The 19,807-nt window shown below is 66.9% G+C and carries 15 protein-coding genes; 1 reads left to right on the forward strand and 14 read right to left on the reverse strand.

Features of this window, described 5'->3' with window-relative positions; translation table 11 throughout:
* Positions 1 to 167: 167 nt before the first annotated feature.
* The gene (locus RDU24_RS03110; RefSeq protein ID WP_308734274.1) at positions 168 to 2,201 is read left to right on the forward strand and encodes a tetratricopeptide repeat protein; all 2,034 of its coding nucleotides are present in this window, start codon (positions 168 to 170) and stop codon (positions 2,199 to 2,201) included.
* A 22-nt stretch (positions 2,202 to 2,223) separates the two neighbouring features.
* On the opposite strand, the gene RDU24_RS03115 is transcribed toward RDU24_RS03110, so the two are convergent.
* The 14 genes from RDU24_RS03115 to RDU24_RS03180 form a co-directional block, all read right to left on the reverse strand.
* Positions 2,224 to 3,009, reverse strand: coding sequence for a phosphocholine cytidylyltransferase family protein (locus RDU24_RS03115; RefSeq protein WP_308734275.1), 786 nt, complete (start codon positions 3,007 to 3,009; stop codon positions 2,224 to 2,226).
* Positions 3,006 to 3,656 carry a gamma-glutamyl-gamma-aminobutyrate hydrolase family protein gene (locus tag RDU24_RS03120; protein WP_308734276.1) on the reverse strand — a complete coding sequence of 217 codons (651 nt, stop codon included), beginning with the start codon at positions 3,654 to 3,656 and terminating at the stop codon, positions 3,006 to 3,008. The genes RDU24_RS03115 and RDU24_RS03120 overlap by 4 nt, the downstream gene beginning before the upstream one ends.
* A gap of 25 nt (positions 3,657 to 3,681) precedes the next feature.
* On the reverse strand, positions 3,682 to 6,513 hold the full coding sequence (locus RDU24_RS03125; RefSeq protein ID WP_308734277.1) for a PEP-utilizing enzyme: 2,832 nt from the start codon (positions 6,511 to 6,513) through the stop codon (positions 3,682 to 3,684).
* 3 nt (positions 6,514 to 6,516) lie between these two features.
* Complete coding sequence (locus RDU24_RS03130; RefSeq protein WP_308734278.1) at positions 6,517 to 7,740, reverse strand: CDP-glycerol glycerophosphotransferase family protein; 1,224 nt, start codon at positions 7,738 to 7,740, stop codon at positions 6,517 to 6,519.
* Complete coding sequence (locus RDU24_RS03135) at positions 7,737 to 8,738, reverse strand: hypothetical protein (protein ID WP_308734279.1); 1,002 nt, start codon at positions 8,736 to 8,738, stop codon at positions 7,737 to 7,739. Before RDU24_RS03135 ends, RDU24_RS03130 begins: the two co-directional genes overlap by 4 nt.
* Position 8,739: 1 nt before the next feature.
* Positions 8,740 to 9,486: a hypothetical protein gene (locus RDU24_RS03140; protein ID WP_308734280.1), complete on the reverse strand. Its 747-nt coding sequence runs from the start codon at positions 9,484 to 9,486 to the stop codon at positions 8,740 to 8,742.
* The gene (locus tag RDU24_RS03145) at positions 9,483 to 11,309 is read right to left on the reverse strand and encodes a radical SAM protein (RefSeq protein WP_308734281.1); all 1,827 of its coding nucleotides are present in this window, start codon (positions 11,307 to 11,309) and stop codon (positions 9,483 to 9,485) included. Before RDU24_RS03145 ends, RDU24_RS03140 begins: the two co-directional genes overlap by 4 nt.
* Positions 11,306 to 12,268: a GDP-L-fucose synthase family protein gene (locus RDU24_RS03150; RefSeq protein WP_308734282.1), complete on the reverse strand. Its 963-nt coding sequence runs from the start codon at positions 12,266 to 12,268 to the stop codon at positions 11,306 to 11,308. Before RDU24_RS03150 ends, RDU24_RS03145 begins: the two co-directional genes overlap by 4 nt.
* 9 nt (positions 12,269 to 12,277) lie before the next feature.
* Positions 12,278 to 13,366 carry a GDP-mannose 4,6-dehydratase gene (gmd, locus tag RDU24_RS03155; protein WP_308734283.1) on the reverse strand — a complete coding sequence of 363 codons (1,089 nt, stop codon included), beginning with the start codon at positions 13,364 to 13,366 and terminating at the stop codon, positions 12,278 to 12,280.
* Between the two features lie 84 nt (positions 13,367 to 13,450).
* Positions 13,451 to 14,464 (reverse strand): UDP-glucose 4-epimerase GalE, encoded by a 1,014-nt coding sequence (gene galE / locus RDU24_RS03160; protein WP_308734284.1) that lies wholly within the window; start codon positions 14,462 to 14,464, stop codon positions 13,451 to 13,453.
* A gap of 14 nt (positions 14,465 to 14,478) precedes the next feature.
* A complete protein-coding gene (locus RDU24_RS03165; protein WP_308734285.1) occupies positions 14,479 to 15,321 on the reverse strand; it encodes a glycosyltransferase family 2 protein in 843 nt (280 codons plus the stop codon).
* A gap of 123 nt (positions 15,322 to 15,444) precedes the next feature.
* Positions 15,445 to 16,326, reverse strand: coding sequence for a type II secretion system protein N (locus RDU24_RS03170; protein WP_308734286.1), 882 nt, complete (start codon positions 16,324 to 16,326; stop codon positions 15,445 to 15,447).
* Positions 16,327 to 16,345: 19 nt separating this feature from the next.
* Positions 16,346 to 17,530: a DegT/DnrJ/EryC1/StrS family aminotransferase gene (locus tag RDU24_RS03175; RefSeq protein WP_308734287.1), complete on the reverse strand. Its 1,185-nt coding sequence runs from the start codon at positions 17,528 to 17,530 to the stop codon at positions 16,346 to 16,348.
* Entirely contained in the window at positions 17,527 to 19,800 is a 2,274-nt protein-coding gene (locus tag RDU24_RS03180; RefSeq protein ID WP_308734288.1) for an STT3 domain-containing protein, read from the reverse strand. The genes RDU24_RS03175 and RDU24_RS03180 overlap by 4 nt, the downstream gene beginning before the upstream one ends.
* Positions 19,801 to 19,807: the final 7 nt, after the last annotated feature.

A 19,807-nucleotide genomic window follows, 5' to 3' on the forward strand; every position in this document is an offset into this window, starting at 1 on the left:
GGGATGACCATGCTTATTCGGCCTTGTGCGCCTTATCAAGCTGTTTTTCAAATTGCATGCGTGCTTAGCTGTGCAGCCTTGCCCGATGGGCACGAATATGCCACTTTCCACCCAAGGCGAAGCGGCACTCGTCAGCCGTCCCCCGGCAACCAACAGGAATGCATCCCATGAACCACCCAACCCGCTCCCCGCAAGGCAGTCAGTCTCTGCAAGGGCCTCTGGTCCTCGTCAACTTTTTGAACTACGGTCATTTCCCCTCCTACGCCGCCAACTTCACCCGCTGGGCGCTGGCGCGAGGGCTTGATGTGGTGCATCTGGGCCTGGCCCAGCCCGAGGGGAGCTTTGCCCGCGCCTTCGCCCAGGAACCGCGGGTCCGCCTGGAGCACCCGGCTGAACTCGGAGTGGCCGCTTTCGACGAGGCCTCGGGCTTCACGCCAGGAGAGGCACTGGTGCTCTTCGATCTGCACTGGCGGGAACTGCTGGCGGCAATCTTCTCCCGCTATCCTGGCGCGCAGGTGTTGCTGCTCAACGGCGATCGCCTTTTCTTCGAGACCGACGCTTGCTGCGACCCGCAGCTGAGTCTACCTGGCCCGGTGTGGCCTGTGGTGACCTTTGGCCACCGCGAGGTGCACACCGGCCTGCCCGAGCTTTACACGCGGCGGCTGAACGCCCTGCTCGGCCACCGGCAGGGCTTCCGCGGGGTGCTTTCCATCGACGAGTTGCACGTGCGCGCACGCGATCCCGAAGAGCAGTATCTGCACCTGCTGCCCGACCCCTATCGGGAGTTCCTGCAGGAGCGGGAGCCGGCCACCTCGACGAAGCAGACCGACGGCGGGCAGGCCGAGCTTGAAGCCCTGTGCGCCTTTTTGGACCGGGACCAGCGGCCCGTTCTACCGCTGCTGGGAAAGTTCGACCGACGCAAGAACAACCTCTGGATACTTCGCGCCGCAGCAACCGATACGGAACTGCGCCTGGTGGTGCTTGGCCAACGCGTGCCGGACCCCGAAACAGACCCGGAGACCGACGCCCTGCTGGCGGAGCTTAATGTCCAGGGGCGGCTTTTCGCCCGCTTCGGCTACGTCGCCCAGAGCCTGTTCGAGGCGACGCTGGCGAGCCCGCGCACGGCCTGCCTGGCCCTGCCCTACAGCAACCACTACGGGTCGTCGGGCATCCAGCTCATGGGAGCGGAGTACGGCCTGCCGGTGCTGGTGCCGGACCTGGGCCTCATGGCTTGGCGCGTGGACCATAACGCCCTGGGCCGAACCTTTACCGTGGGCGACTTCCCGGACTTCGCCACCCAGCTCGCCCTGCTGGCTCGCGAGGGACGCAAGCCCTACACGGACGCTTGCGCGCGGTTCATGGCCGGTTTCGGGTTTGAACCCCTGTGCGCGGCCCTGGACAAGGCCCTGCTGGGCATCCCCTTGCCCGCAAACGCCCTGCTCGTCCGGGACACTAACGAGGATCCCGTTGATCGAGCACTGATCGAAGATAATCCACACTTGGCCCTGGAGCTGCTGGAGCGCCGGGACGCCATGACGCCGGACCGCAACCCGCCGTTGCGCAGGGCGGCGCTGCGCTGGCGCGTGGGCGACGTGGCGGGGGCAGCAGAAGAGTTTGAACTCTGCCGGGCGGCAGGGCTCATGGAGGAGCGGATGTTCCTCACCTGCATTGTGGTTGCCGCCGCCCGCCATGACGCCTGCCCCGGTGATGGCGGCGAGCCGCTGGCCCGCATGGAGTCCTGGCTGGCAGCGCTGTTCCGCCTCCAGGCCACCCTCCGTGACCGGGACAGGGTGGGTCTTGTGAAGCGGACGGCCGCGCTGGAAGAATTCCGCTTTTTCAGCGCGGACGACTGGGAGTGGCTGGGTGGCATGTACGTGCGCGCCAAGGAGCTGCGGGCCGGGGAAGAGTGCTTCCGCCAGGCCCTCCTGCGGGACCCGGACTGCCTGGACTATTACCTCACCCTGTCCGACGTGCTGCGCTATCAGGCCCGCAACGAGGAATCCCTGGCCATGCTGGACGCGCTGGCGGCCCGGGCGCCGGAGCACCACGGCCTGCGCCACAAGCGAGGGCAAGTCTACATGCAGCTGGGACAGGCGCAGATGGCGCTGGCGCTTTTCCTGGCCGAGCCAAAGGACTCGCCCCACTGGCGGGCGGCGCAGGAGCACCTGGCGCGGCTTGAGGAAGCTGACGCCGCGAAATGACCTTGCGAGGTCGCGTGCGGGTTCAGCTGCTTTTCTCCAGTTCATGGAGGATGGCCCGCACCCTGCTGCGGGTGATGTCTAGGCCGTGGTCACCGAGGGTGTCTACCTCCACCCACTGGCCTCGGATGAAGGCAGGGTGCACCGCATGGTCCTGCGCGATGAGTTCGCTCAACAAGTCCGTGGTATAGGCCTTTTCCAGCGGCCTGCCGAAGACCACGCCAGCATCCTGGGCCTTTTCCAGCACCGCGTTCAGGGTGCGCACGCCGACGCCGGAAAACTTCATAAGCCCCACGAACTGGCCCTCGATCTCGTCAACGCTTTTCGGCTTCTGCCCGATCTCCACGATGCGCCCCGCTTCCAGGCGCAGCGTCTCCGCGTCGAGCAGCGGGTCCTCGCCGCGCCGTCTCCAATAGTCGAGCCAGTCGAGGTCAACCGCCACGCAAATGTCATGGGGACAGTCCAGCACCGCCCGCAGCACCGCAGGCGAATACACGATGTCGCCATAGCACAGCAGCACCTCGCCCTCGAGCGCCTCGCGCGCGGCAAGCAGGGTCCAGACCATGTTGGTGTCCGCGAAGCGGGAGTTGACGCACATGGGTAGGCCAAGCGGGCGCAAAGCCTCCGCGCGGTAGCCTGCTGCAAGGACCACATCCTGGATCCCCTGGCCGCGCAGCACGTCGAGTTGTATCTCGAGCATGGGCCGCCCTTCCAATTCCACCAGACATTTGGGCCTGTCGTCGGTGAGCGGGCGCAGCCTCGTACCCAGGCCCGCCACCAGCACTATGGCCCGTATGTCCACGCTGCTCATGCCCGCTTCTCCACGCCGAAAAACGCCTGGAACAGCGACACGGCCCAGGGTTGCGGCTCGTCGGCCCGCTCCGGGTGCCACATGAGCCCGGCCAGGGGCAGCGAGGCGTGCCGAAAGGCCTCCACGCTGCCATCCTCTGCCAGGGCCAAGGGCAGCAACCCCTCGCCAAGGTCCTCGGGAAGAAGGCCGTAGCGGTGGTGGGAGGCAACCTCCAGCGCGTCCGGCAGACCCAGCCCGACACTGCCTGGCAGCATCCGCAACGGATGCGCTGTCCCGGCGTGGCCTTCCAGAAGGCGCACCCGGCCACCGCAGAACAGGTTCAGCATCTGCATGCCCCGGCACACCCCCAGAATGGGACGCCTGGACGCCCGACACAGGGCCGTCAACTCCGCCTCCAGACGGTCGCGGTCCGGGGCGTAATCCCCGGAAACGCCAGGCGGGCAGCACCCCGGCACATCGTTTCCGCCGCTCAGCACGATGCCCCGGATTCCGGCCCGAGCGACGTACTCCGCAGGCTCGTCCAGGAGCGTGGGCAGGGGCAGGTAGCGCAAGTTGCAGGCGCGAAAAAACACCCCCCAGGCCTGGTTCAGGCAATCCCGCGTGCCCCTTCCCGGCACCTGGACCACTCGCTGCGTCACTCCCAACATGGTCGCGCCTTTGCCGTATCCGGGCTCAGTTCAGGGTGTGGTTGCGGCAGTTCAGCCGCACAGTTTCATGCAGCCGCAGCCTGTCGTACAACTCGCCGCATCCGATGGCCGCCGGAATGTCGAACTCGGCACAGCAGATGGCCATGTGCGAGGCCGCGCCGCCATACTTGGTCACCAGCCCCCCGATGCCGCGCGCAAAGATCCAATGATAGCCGGGGTCGGCGTTCTCGATGAAGACGATTTTCCCGGCCAAGTCCATGGCCCCCGCGCCGTTCTCCAGCACTACTACCGGTCCGGCTACCATGCGAGTGGTAATGAAGTTGGGCTTCGCCGCCATGAAGCGCTGTACCCGAAAATCCGCCTCGCTGAAGATGAGCGGCGGCAAGGCCAGGACCGCGTAGCGTTCCTGGCTGGCACGGGCCACCTCCACGCGCTGGGCCAGCACCTCTGGGCGCTGGCTGAACAGGGTGAAGGCCGTCTCCAAGTCCATGTGCGCAAGGTCCGCCGGGGCGAAACCTTGGAGAGCCCCTGCCGCCTTGATAACCTCAAGGGCGTTGCTCAGTGTTCTTGTAAACACGAACTTGTAGTATTCTCGAGCATGTATAAAGGTTCCCGCAAAGGAGTGCAGGGCCTCGAAGGAGAGGCCAAGGGCCGAGGAACGCGCCGCCTTGTCGATGCGCCTACGCAACTCCGCGGGGAGTTCCACGCAACGCGGCTCCTGAGGCTGGCCCAAGGTCTCAGGGGTCACGATCTCGGCATAGCGCCTGCGCGTAATGTCGTAGGTGCCTGCGCGCAGGTGCCCGTACTTTTCCAGATAGTCGGCAAAGGGCATACGCCCGCTGGCGGCCAGCTGCGTATCCTCGGCCATCTGGGTGGCCACGCTGGAGAAGGTATTCATGACCAGCTCCCGCTCCTCCTGCGAGATGACCCCCGCCGTGGCGAGGCTGCGCATGAAGGCCCCGGCGATGAAGGCCAGGCGCGCGGCGGTGGAGAAAGGCACGGTGCCGTGCCGTTCGCACTGCTCAAGCATCTCGCTGACCCCATAGAGGCTGCGTTCGCCGCGCATCCGCTCTAGGTGAGCCTCAAGGGGCAGCGCGTTGAAGCGCTCCAGTTCGCCCACCTGGTCGGCCAGGGTCTTGCGGATATCGTCCGCGCGCCGCAAAAGCCGCGCGGTAAATCCCGCAAGGACCTGCTCCAGTTCCTGCACCTCGCCGCGGATGAAGCCATGCTCCTCCAACTCGCGCAGGCGCTTCGGCACCTGGAAGTCATGACAGCTGAACATGATCTCGAATTCAGCCTTGTCGTGCAGGGAAGGGTTGGCCATGAGTTTGGCAAGGAAATACTCTTGCAGCCGCTGGCGGAACCGTTCGGGCACACAGGTCGGCACCAGAGCGCGAAAGGCCGTGTTGACGTTGATGTACGGCTTGTACAGGAAGCGTTCCATGAGCGGGTGCGGGAACACGCTGGGATAGCCGAGGGCCAGAAGCCCCTGGTTCCAGGCCTTGTCCATGATGAGTCGCTTGAACAGGGAACTCGCCAGTGGCGACGGGCTGTGGCCTATCAATTCCGCCGGGTTCCAGAACAGCATGTCGCTGAAGACCGGCCGCTCGCCTGGGGACAGGTTCGTGTTGGCCTTGAGCTTGCGATAGTGCCGCTCCGCGCCCTTGACCAGAATCTCCACGTCCTTCTCACCGGGCATCTCCAGGCCGATGTTCGCGGCCAGGGGCCGCACCTGGAACACCACCACCTCGCCACGCCCGTCCACCGCAAACTCGATATCCAGGTGGTACTCCGTCACGATCTCCTCGATCTCGCGTACCGCAGCGAGGACCTTGTCCCACGGCGACTCCAGGGCCGAGGCCGGGGTGGTCCGGAAAATTTTCAGCAGCTTCCCGCAGGTACCCGAGGTCACCGCGTCCGCGCTGCCGGTATCATCGTAATTGATGATGTAGTAGGGCGCGTTGGTCTTGAGCTCGGCGGTCAGAATCACCCCGCAGACCTGTAAAGACTCGGTCTGCTGCTGCACCAGCACTTGGTCCTGGACCAGGGCGCAGGCAGACTCCCCGTACGATTCGACGACACTTGAGATCGCCCGGCGCAGGTCGGCCGCTTTGCGCGGGGAGACACCAAGCACCGAGCGGAAGCGCCCGGCATTGGAGGTGAGCCTGGAGTCCTCCGCTTGGCAGGAACTGCGCACTACCACGCGGCCGGTCGGAAACTCGCGCCGGATATCACGCAGAATGTCCGCCGAGTACTGGCCCCAGTTGGCTACGGTGAAGACATACGTCTTCTCGATACGTGAGGCGGAGAGCAGAGGCTTCAGGGCTTGCAGGGTCTTGGCCTTGGAGGCCAGCACCACCTGCGGCGGGCGCTTGCGGAAGACCTTGAAGTTGCGGGTGGCGAAGCCTGTGGTGAAGGTATCCAGCGCCGAGCCTGCTCCGAGGGCGCCTTCCACAGTCTTCTGCACAATGCGCTCATTGCTCAGCTTGTCGTAAAACTTCTGGGCCAGGACGCCCACGCCCATGGCCTTCAGCGCGTCCACACCGGGCACGCGGGCCCATTGGTCGCCGTGCACGAACACGATCTCGGCCTCGGGAAAGCGCTGACGTAGCGCGCGGACATTGTTGACCGGGTCCTGGCTGTCCTGTGGCACCACCTCATCCACGAACCTGACCGCCTGTACCACCGCCGAGCGCTCTGCATAGCTGGAGATGGGCTGTGCCTGGAACGCCGCCACGGCCTCGTCCGTGAGCACGCCGCAAACCAGCACGTCCGCCACGGACTTGGCCGCCTCCAGCAGCTGGAGGTGCCCGAAGTGCAGCAGGTCGGCGATGACGAAGACGTAGGCGATGCGCATGGTTCAGCCCTTTTCCGTTGGATCTGGAACGGACGGATTCAGGCCGAGGAGTTCCTCAACGGCGTCCACGAAGGTCTGCGCCCCGTTGCCCGGATTGTACAGGAAGCGGGCGATGAACTCCCGTCGCCGGGCGGACAGCTCCTCCGGCCGGGCCAGGGCACGGCGCACGGCTCCGGGCAGCTCCGCCACTCCGGATACCACCGTGCCGTAGTTTCGCCCGGCGTTGAACCTGTCGTCGTTCTTGGCCATGTCCGCGTCGTTGCCCCACTCCTTTTGCGTCTTTTCGTAGAACTCGGGACAATCCATATACAGCACTGGCCTGTCCAGCAGCATGAACTCCAAGGCAACACCGCTGAAATCCGTCAGCAGGGCGTCGCTGGCCACCAGCAGGGGGTTTACCAGCTGCTGCCGGGCAAAGGCGAAGCGCGGGTGGTCCTTGAAGACCTTGAACTCGTCCTCCCAGCAGATGCCGCCGGTGTAGAACTCGAAATATGGGCTTTTTTTCGGTTCCATGCTCACCGGGTGCAGTTTTACGATGACGTTCACATCCCCCAGGTCCAGCAACGTCCGCGCAATGGCAAGCCCACTGGTGCGCAGGGAGCAGCCCGGATCCCAGGCCGGGGCGTAGATGACCGTTTTGAGCTCCGGGTCGAGCCCGAGGCCGCGCAACACCTCCACCCTGTCGTAGTCGCCGCGCATCTGGGCGTCCAGCTTGGGATAGCCGATGTCCATGAGCCGAATGTGCCCGCTGCTCTCGGGCTTGCTCTGCTGGATGACCTCGAACATCTCGCGTTCCAGCTGCCCGTACAGGAAATACACATCAAAAGCCTGTAGATTCTCCTCGGACCAGTTGGTGAACTTGTTCGGCTGACCGTGCCCGACAAAGACCTTGATGGCCTGGGTCGGGCCACGCCCGTAGATTTCGCTTTCCAGGAACAGATCCATGGTAGACAGCGTGTGCGCCGCAGTGGCCGGGAAGCAGCGCTCAAGGCCGATCCCCAGAGCCTCCGCCACCTCCGGCATGGGATAGTCCAGAGCCAGGTACAGGGCCAGGGGCAGTCCACGCCGGGAAAGCTCCTCGATGACCGGCAGATGGAACTGCGCCTGCCCGGCGGAGCACAGGTGCAAAGCCACGACCTTGCGGCCGCTGGCCCGGTCGTGCTCCATGACGCGCCTGATGCCAGCCAGCAGCTCCGCTTCGTCGGCAAAGGCCGAAGCCTGACTCATTTCACGCCTCCGCCCGCCTCCCCGGTGTTTTTAGGCAGTGCCGCGAGGTAGTCCTCCACCGGCATCCACTCCGCGCGGCCCTCCGGCCCTATAAACCGCTTGGCCGTGGCCACACTGGAAAGCTTCTCGCGCAGGGCCGCCCGAACCTCGGCCTCGAGCGACACATAACGCGCGCAGATCTCAGCCTCGCCGTATAGGCAGTCCAGCCAGACCCGGTTCAGATCCGCCTGGTGGCGTGACGATCTCCTGACCAGAAGCGGTACCCCAAGGCGCCGCCGCTCCTCCAGGAACTCCTCCACGCCGAGGTAGCAGAGTGTCTTGCCCGTCCCCACTGTCGCTTGCTGCCGCCCATGCAGGGAAATAGAGTAATCAAAAAGCGCGCACTTGGCGCCGCCCATGATGTTGAAGAGCTCATCCGGCTCACGCACCGCGTAATGCAAGGTGATGCCTTTGGCGAAACGAACGTCGACCTGGTCCGGCAGCTTTCCCAAATCCGCCCTTGCCTCCACGTGCAGCCCCGGATGCATAACCTCGGCCAACTCGTTGAACATGGCGGAGAGGTCCGCCCCGAACCAGCTGACCTGCTCCAGTGGCACTTCCAGGCCGCTGATCCCCAACTGGGCACACAGCTTTTGGACAAAACTCATGGCATCGATGCAGCCGTAGAGCGTCTGCCCGAACTCCAGAAAAGAGCGCCCCTCGGCAGCGGCCAGAGCACACATCTGGGCCACGCTGGTCACCCCATCCATGGGATGGTGTACTTCCTCGTCGAAATGCCCGAATATCTTCTCCAGAGGAACCTGGCCCAAGTCGCGGCTCATTGCCCGGTAGGCCAAAAGGTCGTTGGAGTAGCGGCCAAGCATGAACCAATCGTAGGCCTTCTGGTGCAGGCGAAAATCCCAGATGGTCTTTTTGCCCGCGCCCAGGTCAATCTGGCCGAACTCAAGGAATGACACCGTCTGGTTGCACTGATTCCCGTAAAAATCATCGCGTGCCATGTTACCGTCCTTCATCTGGACTCGCCGCCCGAGGAGGATCCCCACGGAGCGAATCCAGGGCAACACGTTTCAGAACGGGGTGGATGATATAGTAGGTGCGCCCCGCGCCTGGGGTCTGCGCCTCTTCGTCAAACCGCCCTGTCCGCAGCCACTGCTCCAGGCAGCGCACAAGCAGGTCAGCGCGAATGGCATTGTCGTAGCATTTGTCCACGTCCACCCCAGGCAGGGGCGCCGGGTAATCGCGCCTGGCCACTATCGGCCCCAAGTCTATGCCTGCCGAGAGCAGGATTGCGCTCACCGCGCAGGCCCCCTCCAGCAATATGCTGTAATAGATCGTGGTGCTGCCCCTGTACTCCGGCAGCCTGCCCGCGTGCAGGTGCAACAGAGGCACTCCAAGCCCCAGCACCTCCTGGCCGACTATCTGCCCCCCGTAACCTGCGTACACCACCAATGCGGGGTTGAGGGAGGCGAGGGCGGACACGACCTCCGGGCAATTTACGCTCGTCACCTGCGCATGCACCACCTCGTCCGCAATCTGCGCGCAGGTAGCAGCCAAGGGAATACGCAAATCCGCAAAAAACAGCGGCGCGTCCGGCCATGGGGGCGGCCCTTCAGCACGAGGTTCACCATGCCGCGCGGCATCACCCATGAGCACCGCTCCGCGCAGGTTTAAACCCGCCTCGGCCAGAGCCTGCGCATAATACTGGGCCCGCGTGTTGGGCGCGGCCAACAGCACCACGCCACTCATTTATCCCCCCCGTGTTCAAGCGCCGCCACGAAGTCGGCTTCGCGCCCCAGGAGCCAGGCCGCCTTCCCGCGCCACGACTCAGGCACGGAAGCGGCACGCGCGCACACGGTGTCGAGCAGCTTGAGCAGCGCGTTCAGATAGCTAAGGCAGGAGGTCTTCACGTAGGCCTCCTGCAGCAGCACGCCGAACGCGACATAACGATCCAGGCGCAGATAGTCGCCCTTGTCCGCGGCGCGGCAGTCGGCGGCGTAGCTCCCGTAGACACGCTTGGTCACCTCGAAGCGCTGCACCAACCGGTCGAGCAGTTCCAGGGCCTCGGATCCGTCATTTCGCGCCAGTCCCCGCCGCAGGGCGGCAAACAACACGCCGGACTCGCCCGGAAGGATGATGGCCGACGATATGTCTTCCGCTACCCGCTCCGGTGCCTGCTCCGGCCCCAGGGCGGCCAGGGCCCTTCGGCGGCTGTCACGCCAAGCTTCCAGAAACCCCGGCCCGGTGCACTGGGCAAACTGGTAGGTGTTTGGCCTCTCCAGCAAGGGACCGGAGGCATAAGGATAGACCGCCTGGCCTGGTGCAAAACCCTGCAGGACGCCCGCGACGGCTCCCCGCATGTCGGCCAGGGGCTCGCGCTTGAGCAGAAACGCCGGCAGGTAGGCCCTGCGCGAGGCCGTGAGCGGCAAGCTGCCCGGCATGTCCGCAAAGGGCGCCAGGCCGGAAAGGCCGTGCAGCAGGATGTACTTGGGGTCCAGCCCGTCGCAGTAGTCCATGGCCGCGCAGTTCCGGCAGAGCGCCGGAAAGACCTTGAAGGCGTCGCCGCGCTCGGCCACGATGTCCACATTCCCGTCGGCGCCGAAATCCAGCCGCCGCTCGCCGCGCTTCAGGGCATAAATATGTCGCGGAGCGTCCACGGGCACGGGCAACGGCTCGGCGCAATATTCCGGCTCGCGGTCAGAGTTTCCCGCCCGGTTCATCCACTCATGCGGGTCGTGGTGCACGCCCACCACGCCCACGATGTGCCGCACAAGCTCCGGCGCGGCGCACAGGGGCAGGTAGCGGATGGTCACGGCCACCCCGGCGGCGGAAAGAATCTCCACGGCGCGCTCAAGCGGCCCCTTGATGTCCGGGTAGCCGGCCTGCAGCCCGGCGATGCTCGCGGGGGAATCCCAGCGGTAGTAGGCGTTGAAGACGATGAAATTGTGGTGGTACACCCCGCGCGCGGCGGAGAGCCTGGCGATGTCCGGCAGCTCGGCCACGTTGCCCGCGTGGATCACCGTGTTGGCGCTGTACTGGAACCCGAGCCCGTCCAGGGCGTCCATGGCCGCCAGGACCTTCTTAAGCGAGCCCCGGGTGGCCGCGTGGAAGCCTTCCTCCGTGGACGAATGCAGCGAGAACAGGAAGTCCGTGGTCCCGGCCTCAAGCAGGGCGTCCAGCAGGCGCTCCCGCCCGCCGCCGGGCTGCATCAGGAACTGCCCCAGGGTGATGACGCGCACGCTCATGCCTCGCTCCCGCGCGCGGCGCACCATGTCCGGCAGGCCCTTGTGCATGGTGGGCTCGCCGCCGGTGATGTCGAAATTGATGAGGCCGTGTCCGGCCATGAGGTCGATGATGCGCAAGCTGTCTTCGGTGGAGCGGAAACTGGCGTGGCGCAGGGCGGCATGCTGACCGGAGGGCTGGCCTTTGCCCCCGGAGGCCGCCTCGGCCATGAAGCTGTAGTAGCAGAAGCGGCAGGAGTGGGCGCACTTGAGCCCCACGTCGAGCACGCCGCTTCGCGAGAGCTCCCCGGGGGGATGAAAGAGGGCGTCGGAACCGAGGACGCCGCTCATGCCCCGTACCTGCTCAAAAAATCCTGATACGCTGCGGCGATGCCCTCGCGCAGGGCCACGCGGGGCCGCCAGCCCAGCGCGAATATGCGCGAGGCGTCGAGCACCTTCTTGGGAGTGCCGTCTGGCCGGGAGGAGTCGTACGCAAATCCCCCCCGGAAGCCAACGACTTCCGCCACCACGCGCGCCATGTCTGAAACGCTCATCTCCTCGCCGCTGCCCACGTTGATCAACGGCAGTCCGCCCTGGCCAAGCAGCGCACCAAAGGTTTCCTGCGGGAGTCCCATGAGCATGACGCAGGCCCCGGCCATGTCGTCGCTGAACAGGAACTCGCGCCGGGCGTCCCCTGTGCCCCAGATCACGACCTCCGCATCCCCGCGCGCCTTGGCCTCGTGCATCTTGCGGATGATGGCCGGGATGACGTGGGAGTTCTCCAGGTCGTAGGTGTCGCCGGGGCCATAGAGGTTCGTCGGCATGGCCGCCAAAAACCGCGTGCCGTACTGGCGGTTGTAGCTGGCGCACATCTCGATGCCCGCGATCTTGGCCACTGCGTAGGCCCGGTTGGTGGGCTCCAGCGGGCCGGTGAGCAAATGCTCCTCGCGCATGGGCTGGGGGCAGTGGCGCGGGTAGATGCAGCTGGACCCGAGGAACAGCAGGCGGTCCACCCCGGCGGCCCAGGCCTCGTGGATGACGTTGGTCTGGATGGCCAGGTTGTCGCGGATGAACTGGGCCGGGTAGGTGCTGTTGGCGTGGATGCCGCCGACCCTGGCCGCGGCCAGGAACACGTGGTCCGGCCGCTCGGCCTGGAAGAAGGCGCGCACCGCGGCCTGGTCCGTGAGGTCAAGCTCGGCGTGGGTGCGGGTGAGGACATTGGCGTAGCCCGCCGCCGCAAGCGCGCGCGCCAGGGCCGAGCCGGCCAGGCCCCGGTGTCCCGCCACGTAGATTCTGCTGTCCTTGCGCATCAGCCGTCCCTACTCGTTGTTCTGGCAGACGGTGTACCCGTGCTTCTTCACCAGCGCGTCGCGGCGTGCCTCGTTCAAATCCTGGCTTGCCATCTCCGCCACAAGCTCGCCGAAGCTGGTGCGCGGGGTCCAGCCCAGGCGCTCGCGGGCCTTGGCGCCGTCGCCCAAGAGGGAGTCCACCTCGGTGGGCCGGAAGTAGCGCGGGTCCACGGCCACGCGGCAGACCCCGGCGGCGTCATGGGCCTTCTCCTCAAGCCCCTCGCCGCTCCAGGACAGCTCCAGGTCCAGCTCCTTGGCCGCCGCGTCGACGAAGTCGCGCACGCTCCGCTGCTGGCCCGAGGCGATGACGAAATCGTCCGGCGCGTCCTGCTGCAGCATGAGCCACATGGCCTCCACGTAGTCGCGTGCGTGGCCCCAGTCGCGCTTGGCCGAGAGGTTGCCCAGGTACAGGCGGTCCTGCACGCCCAGCTTGATGCGGGCCAGGGCGCGGGTGATCTTGCGGGTGACGAAGGTCTCGCCGCGCACCGGGGACTCGTGGTTGAAGAGGATGCCGTTGCAGGCATACAACCCGTAGGCTTCGCGGTAGTTCACGGTGATCCAGTAGGCGTAAAGCTTGGCCACGGCGTACGGGCTGCGCGGATAGAAGGGGGTGGCCTCGGTCTGCGGGGTTTCGCGCACCAGGCCGTAGAGCTCGCTGGTGGAGGCCTGGTAGAAGCGGGTCTTCTTCTCCAGGCCCAGGATGCGGATGGCCTCCAGCACGCGCAGGGTCCCCAGGGCGTCGGAGTTGGCGGTGTATTCCGGCTCCTCGAAGGACACGGCCACATGGCTCTGGGCCGCCAGGTTGTAGATCTCGTCAGGCTGGACCTTCTGGATGATGCGCAAGAGGCTCATGGAGTCGGTCATGTCGCCGTGGTGCAGGATGAACCGGCGCTCGGACTCGTGCGGGTCCTTGTACAGATGGTCGATGCGGGCCGTGTTGAACAGGGAGCTGCGCCGTTTGAGGCCGTGCACGGTGTAGCCCTTGCAGAGCAGCAGCTCCGCCAGATAGGCCCCGTCCTGGCCGGTGATGCCGGTGATGAGTGCGACCTTTGGCGTCATATTCCCTCGCTCACCGCGCTGCGGTGCGTCCGTTTGGCTGCCGGGCGTGGCCGCCAAGCATTCATAATCATGCGTTTCATGGCGTCAGGAGTCAAGGAGCACCGCTCCCCGGCCGGTTGCGTGCCAGTCCCAGGCCGTGCGGATGATCTCCAGCACGTCGGTGTAGGCGGGCCGCCAGCCAAGCACCTTTTCCGCCAGCTCCGCCTGGGCCACCAGCATGGGCGGATCGCCCGCGCGGCGCGGCCCCATGGTGTGCGGCACCGCGCGGCCCGACACCGCCGCCACCGCCGCCAGCACCTCGGCCACGGAGGCTCCCCGGCCCGTCCCCAGGTTGAAGGCCGAACACGGGGAGGCATCGTTGGCCTCGCCCGACTCCAGGTAGCGCAGCGCGGCCACATGGGCCTGGGCCAGGTCCAGCACGTGCACGTAGTCGCGCACGGCCGTGCCGTCCGGCGTGTGATAGTCGGACCCGAAGACCTGGAGCGGCGGGCGCTTGCCCAGCGCGGCCTCCACGGCCAACGGGATCAGGTGCGTCTCCGGGTCGTGGTCCTCGCCCAGGCCGCCCTCGGGATCGGCCCCGGCGGCGTTGAAATAGCGCAGGCACACGGACCTGAGCCCATGGGCCAGACCGAAGTCGGCCATCATGCGCTCGCTCATGGCCTTGCTCACTCCGTAGGGATTCATGGGCGCCTGGGGGTGGCCCTCTGTCAAGGGCAAGGCCTGGGGCAGCCCGTACACCGCGCAGGAACTGGAGAAGACCATGCGCCCGCAGCCGTGGTCGCGCATGGCTTCCAGCAGGGTCAGGGTGCCTGCGGCGTTGTTGCGGTAATACTTGCCGGGGTCGGTGACGGACTCGCCCACGTAGGTGAAGGCCGCGAAATGCAGCACCGCCGAGGGGCGGTACTCGTCGAATGCGCGGTCCAGGGTTGCGCGGTCCAGAAGGTCGGCCTGCACGAACGGCCCGAAGCGCACGGCCCAGGGATGGCCGTAGACCAGGTTGTCCAGGGTGACGGGCGAATATCCGGCCTGGGCCAGCACCTTGCAGGTGTGGCTGCCGATGTAGCCTGCGCCGCCGGTAACCAGGATGTTTTCGGACATGCCTCGCTCGCTGTTCACGGTTGGGCCGGACGCTTGACTTGAACGCCCGAGGCCAGATGCTCCCGCGCCCGCCGCACCAGCACCTTGGACTCCTCCAGCAGGCGGTTCCAGCTTGAGGGCGCGTGGATGTCCACCTCGCGCTTGGCGTGGTCGCGCACGTTCATGAGCACCCGGGGGATGTGCGTGAAACGCGCCCCGCCCTCGGCGAAGCGCTGGAACAGTTCGTGGTCGTGGGCCAGCAGGGCCTCGTCGTAATAGCCGAAGCGGGCGTGCAGCTCGGTGCGGTACAGCTTGGCCACGCCGCACAGGTACCAGTCGCCGAAGCAGCGCTCGAACGAGTAGTCCGGCAGGCCGAAGCGCCGCACCACGCGCCCCGCGTCGTCCACGATGGCCATGTCGGCGTAGACGAAGTCCGCCCCGGCCTGGAGCGCGGCGACCATTTCCGTGACCATGGACGGCAGCAGGATGTCGTCGGCTGGAACATAGGTGCAGAACTCGCCGGTGGCCGCGCTGAAGCCGGTGTTCAGCGCCGGGGCCAGGCCCTTGTTCCGCTCGTGGTGGATGACCCGCAGCTCGCGCCCGGCCTGCGGAAAGCGCGGATGTTCCACACGCTCGATGACGTTGGTCTCGGTGTTGAAATACGAGGCATAGGAGGTCGTGTCGTCCACCAGCGCGCGCTCGAAGTCGGCGATGGCCTGGGCAGTGCCGTCCGTGGACCCGTCGTTGACCAGGATGACCTCAAGGTTGTCGTAATCCTGAAACCAGATGGAATCTAGGCAGATGGGCAGGTACTGGGCCTGGTTGTAGACCGGCACGACAAGGGTTACCTTGGGGAGGGTGACTTTGGGGCTGGACACTTGGCTCTCCTTGGCTGCGGTCAGTCAGGGGTTTCGACCGGGGTCGTGCGTATCGGGCCGGGCGCATCGGGCCGGGGCGGAACTCCGGCCTCCAAGCCTCATCGGCCGTGCTGCGCCTTTGATTTAGGGCGCCTTGGCGCGGTGCGCCGCGCCCGCAGCCCCAAGCTCCAGCCTGCGCTGGTCTCCCCCGTTCTGCAGCAGCACCTGCGCGGGCTCCACGGATACGAGCGTCCAGCCGCGAACCTGCTGGCCCAGGCGCAGGGACACTGCCGCTCCGTCCACTTGCAGCATGGCCAGGGGCCGCTCGCCGCCCGCGATGACGCCAACAAGCCGGAAGCCGTCCAGGCCCGGCCTCGGAGCGGGCCGCGCCGCAGGGGCTGCGACAGGCGCCTTCGCCGCTGGCCGGGCCGGGGCTGTGGCCGCCGTGGCCTTGGCTCCCTGGGCCGCCGTCGGCCCCATCGGCGGAACGCTCGCGGCCGCGCTCGCCTCCGGAGCTTCGGCCTGGCGCCCTGGCGCTGGCGACGGCATGGGCGACTCAGGCCGCACGGCCAGGCCCTGCACGCTCGGACCGCCCGAAAGCGGCGCGGAGGCGCTGATGAACGGAGCCCCGGCGCCCCCCCCCGCAGGCAGGCCCGCAACGGGCGGGACCGAACCGGACAGGGACGACGGGGCCACGCTGGTGTCGGCCTGGGCAAAGGCGGCCTGGGTGGGCGCGGAGGCGTTCGCCGGCGGAACGGGCGCGGACGCGGCCTCGGGCACCACGATGGGCGCGGGCGGTTGTCCCAACGGGTAGAACAGCGAAGACTCCAGCCGCAGCACGTTGCGCTCAAGGATGATGCGCACGGGCGATTCCTCGCCGTAGGCCTGGCCCTGGGCGCGCAGCTCCTCGGGCGGGCGCAGGTTCGGCGCCGGCCGGGGCACGAAGCTCGTGACCAGGTAGGCCGCGCCCAGGCCGATGGCCGCGGGCAGGACCAGCTTGGGCAGCGTGCGCCAGACGATCTGCATGAGCCCCCCGGGCCTGCCCCTACCCTGCCAGGGCTTTGGCGATCTCTTGCTGCGCCTCCGCCGTGAGGTAGGGGTGCATGGGGATGCTGAAGATGCGCCCGGCCACGGCCTCGCTCACGGGCATGGCGCCGGGCTTGTAGCCCAGGTTGGCGAAGGCCGGCTGCAAGTGCAGCGGCACCGGGTAGTAGATGCTCGACGGCACCGAGGCCTTGCCCAGGCGCTCCAGCAGTTCCTGGCGCTGCGCGCCGGATTCCGCCTGGATGCTGTACTGGGCGTAGACCGAGACGTTGCCCCCCGGCACCACCGGCAGGGTCAGGCCGGGCAGGCCGCCCAGCAGCTCGGCGTAGCGCGCGGCCACTTCCTGGCGCAGGCGCACCTCGTCCTCGAAGATCTCGAACTTGGCCAGCAGCACCGCGGCCTGCATGGTGTCCAGCCGCCCGGTGATGCCCAGGCGCACGTTCTGGTACTTGTCCGCGCCCTGGCCGTGCACGCGGATGGACCGCAAGAGTTCCAGCAGCTCGGGGTCGTCGGTGAAGCACATGCCGCCGTCGCCGTAGCAGCCCAGCGGCTTGGCCGGGAAGAACGAGGTGCAGGCGATCTGGCCGAAAGAACAGGCCCGGCGCGTGGCGCCGGAATACTCGCTGGTGGCGCCGAAGGCCTGGGCCGCGTCCTCGATGACGAACAGCCCGTGCTCTGCGGCCACGGGCAGGATGGCGGCGTAGTCTGCCAGCAGGCCGAACAGGTCCACCGGGATGACGGCCTTGGGCGTGAGCGGTCCGGCGGTCCCGGTCGCCTGGAGGGGCAGCGGGTAGAGCGAGGCGTCGGCTTTGCGCACCGCGCGCACGGCCTTGTCCAGCTGCGCCGGGTCCATGTTGTAGGTCGTGGGGTCCACGTCCACGAACACCGGCGTGGCGCCAAGAAGGGCCACCACCTCGGCCGTGGCCATGAAGGTGAAGGGCGGGCAGAACACCGCGTCGCCGGGGCCGACTCCCAGGGCCATGAGGGCCATCATGAGGGCGTCGGTGCCGGAGGCGCAGCCCACGGCGTAGCGCGTGCCGCAATACCCGGCCAGGCGCTCCTCAAGGCGGGCCACCTCGGGCCCGTTGATGTACGCGCCGGACTGGAGCACGGCCTGGATGCCGCTCTCCACCTCAGCCGCCACGCGGCGGTACTGGGTCTTCAGGTCGATGAAGGGGATGCTCATTGGGTGAAGGCCTCCGCCTGTCCCTGCGGCTCCTGGGCCGGGGGCAGGACCTCGTAGATGCGCACCAGGGGGGAGCCCTCGTGCACGAGTTTGAAGTATTGCGCCACCTCGGCCCGGCCGGGGTCGCCGATGAGAAGCTGAACGGCCATGCTGTTGTAGGCCACGTCGTCCATGAGCTTCACGCTCTTGGCCACGTCGTTGATGATCAGATGCGGCGCTGCCGGATTGATCGGGAAGATCACATGCCGCTTGGCATTGTCCGCGAGCAGGTCCACGCTCTTGACGGGGATGGGCATGCTGCCCGAACGGAAGACCATCACGCCGCGGTTCTGGTCCACGGTGAAGGCTTCCCTGACGTCCTGGGTCTTGGCGGGAACGCCTTTCCCGGCAACCACGTCCCAGGTGCCATAGAAGCCCATCCAGTGCAGCAGGTTCATGTCCTCCCAGCAGACAACCAGATACTGGGTGGGCGGCCGCTTCATGGGCTGGTCCGAGACCGCCAGCGCGGCCAGGGTCTGCTGCACCTCCGCAGCGGACATCTTGTCCCAGCGGCGCGCCGGGTCATAGTTCAGCCCGGCGCTCATGTTGATGATCTGGGCCGCCTGCCGTGGCGAGGACGTCATCAGGGCCAGGGCAGTGGGATAAATGTCGCGTCCGGCGTGGCGGCCGCCGTCGATGGGGGTCATGCGCTCGGCATAGTACTGGGTGGCATAGCCGAAATCCCACCAGGTCCAGACCGCGGCATCCTTGGGCGCCAGGGTCTTCAGCTTCATCAGCCCCTCGATGTGGAAGGGAGACAGCACCGGAGTCGGCGCCAGGTTGCGGTAATGTCCCACATAGCCCAGGAGGCAGCCCGCGGCCAGGAGCAGCTGCACCAGCACCAGGGCCGTCGCGCGGATGGCGCTTTGCCGCAGGAGGGCCTTGCCCAGCCAGTGCACCCCAAGCCCGAGGCCCAGAGCGAAGGACGGTCCGCCGAACATGGCGAAGCGCACGCCCATGAACAGGCTGGCCACACCCAGGGCCGTGAGCGGCAGCAGCAGCAAGGCGGCCGGGCGAAACGCCAGGACGGCCAGAAGCCCGATTCCGCCCAGCACGCCCAGCCAGGGCGTCACCGAGACCCCGGCGAACAGGGTCGTCCAGTCCAGCACGTTCTTGGCTTCGCGGATGCTCTGGGTGATGCCGGGGTAGATGGGACCCTGCACGGCCTCCACCCCTCCGGCGGCCTTTGCGGCCGCGGGACCGACATCCGCAGCGGGCTTCAGGTAGTTCATGACCTTCGCGGCGAAGGGCCCCAGAGACTCGAACATGCCGCCAAGCACGGCCACGACAAGAAGCAGCGCCAGCCAGACCCAAGGGTGGTCCAGCAGGGGCCGCAGCCGTTCCGGCTTGCGCCAGAGGACCGCGGCGAGGCCGATGGCGGCGGCCAGCACAAGCATGTCCCGCGGCGGCAAGGAAAACACGCTATAACTGAAAAGACGCATGCCGCCATAGGCCACCAGGGCGTACACGGTCAGGAGCTTCAGCGCGTCCAGCCTGCGCCCAGGGCGGCCTGTGGCCGCAGCCAGGATGGCCGCCCCCCAGAAGAGCGCCAGGCCGATGGCGCGGATGTCGTCGTGGGCGAAGTGGGCCACGCGCGCCACCAGGCCGTACCCCAAGGCCAGCCAGGGCAGCGCTGCCGGGATCGGCTCGCCTTCCTGGCGCTCCTCAGCCGTGGCTCTCCAGCTGCGCCTGCAGCAGAACGAAAGCAGGTGCGCCAGCATGAAGCCCAGCAGCAGGGGCATCAGCAGGGTGAACGGGTCGGTGTCGAAGTAGCCAAGCCTTGAGCGGTAGTAGAAGCCGGGAGCAAGCCCCCCGATGAGCCCGGCGGCGATGGCCGCCCGGCGTCCGCCCAGGAGCCAGCCCCAAAGGGCCGTGCCCACGGCGACGAAGCTGGCCAGAAACGCTGGCGCCCAGAAGGCGATCTTCCACAGCGGCGTTCCGAACACGTTGCTCAGGCTGCGCGCCAGCCACGACAGGCCATATGGCGCGAAGGAGCCCACGCCCTTTGCTCCGGCCAGCCAGCCGTAGGAATCGTGGGTGGCCAGGATGGTCTCTCCGGCCGCCGAGAGGCCAGGTCCCGACCAGTTGCCCGCGTCCATGAACCGGATGCCCAGCGTCACCGCGTAGCCAAGAACCGCAACGGCCAGAAGCCATTTCCAGTCCTCGCGCCAGACTGGACGCTCATCCAGAAATTCACTCGCCTCGACATACTTCTGAGAAAAGGCCGTCATGCCGTTG

The sequence above is a fragment of the Humidesulfovibrio sp. genome (assembly GCF_031082295.1).
GTDB lineage: Bacteria > Desulfobacterota > Desulfovibrionia > Desulfovibrionales > Desulfovibrionaceae > Humidesulfovibrio.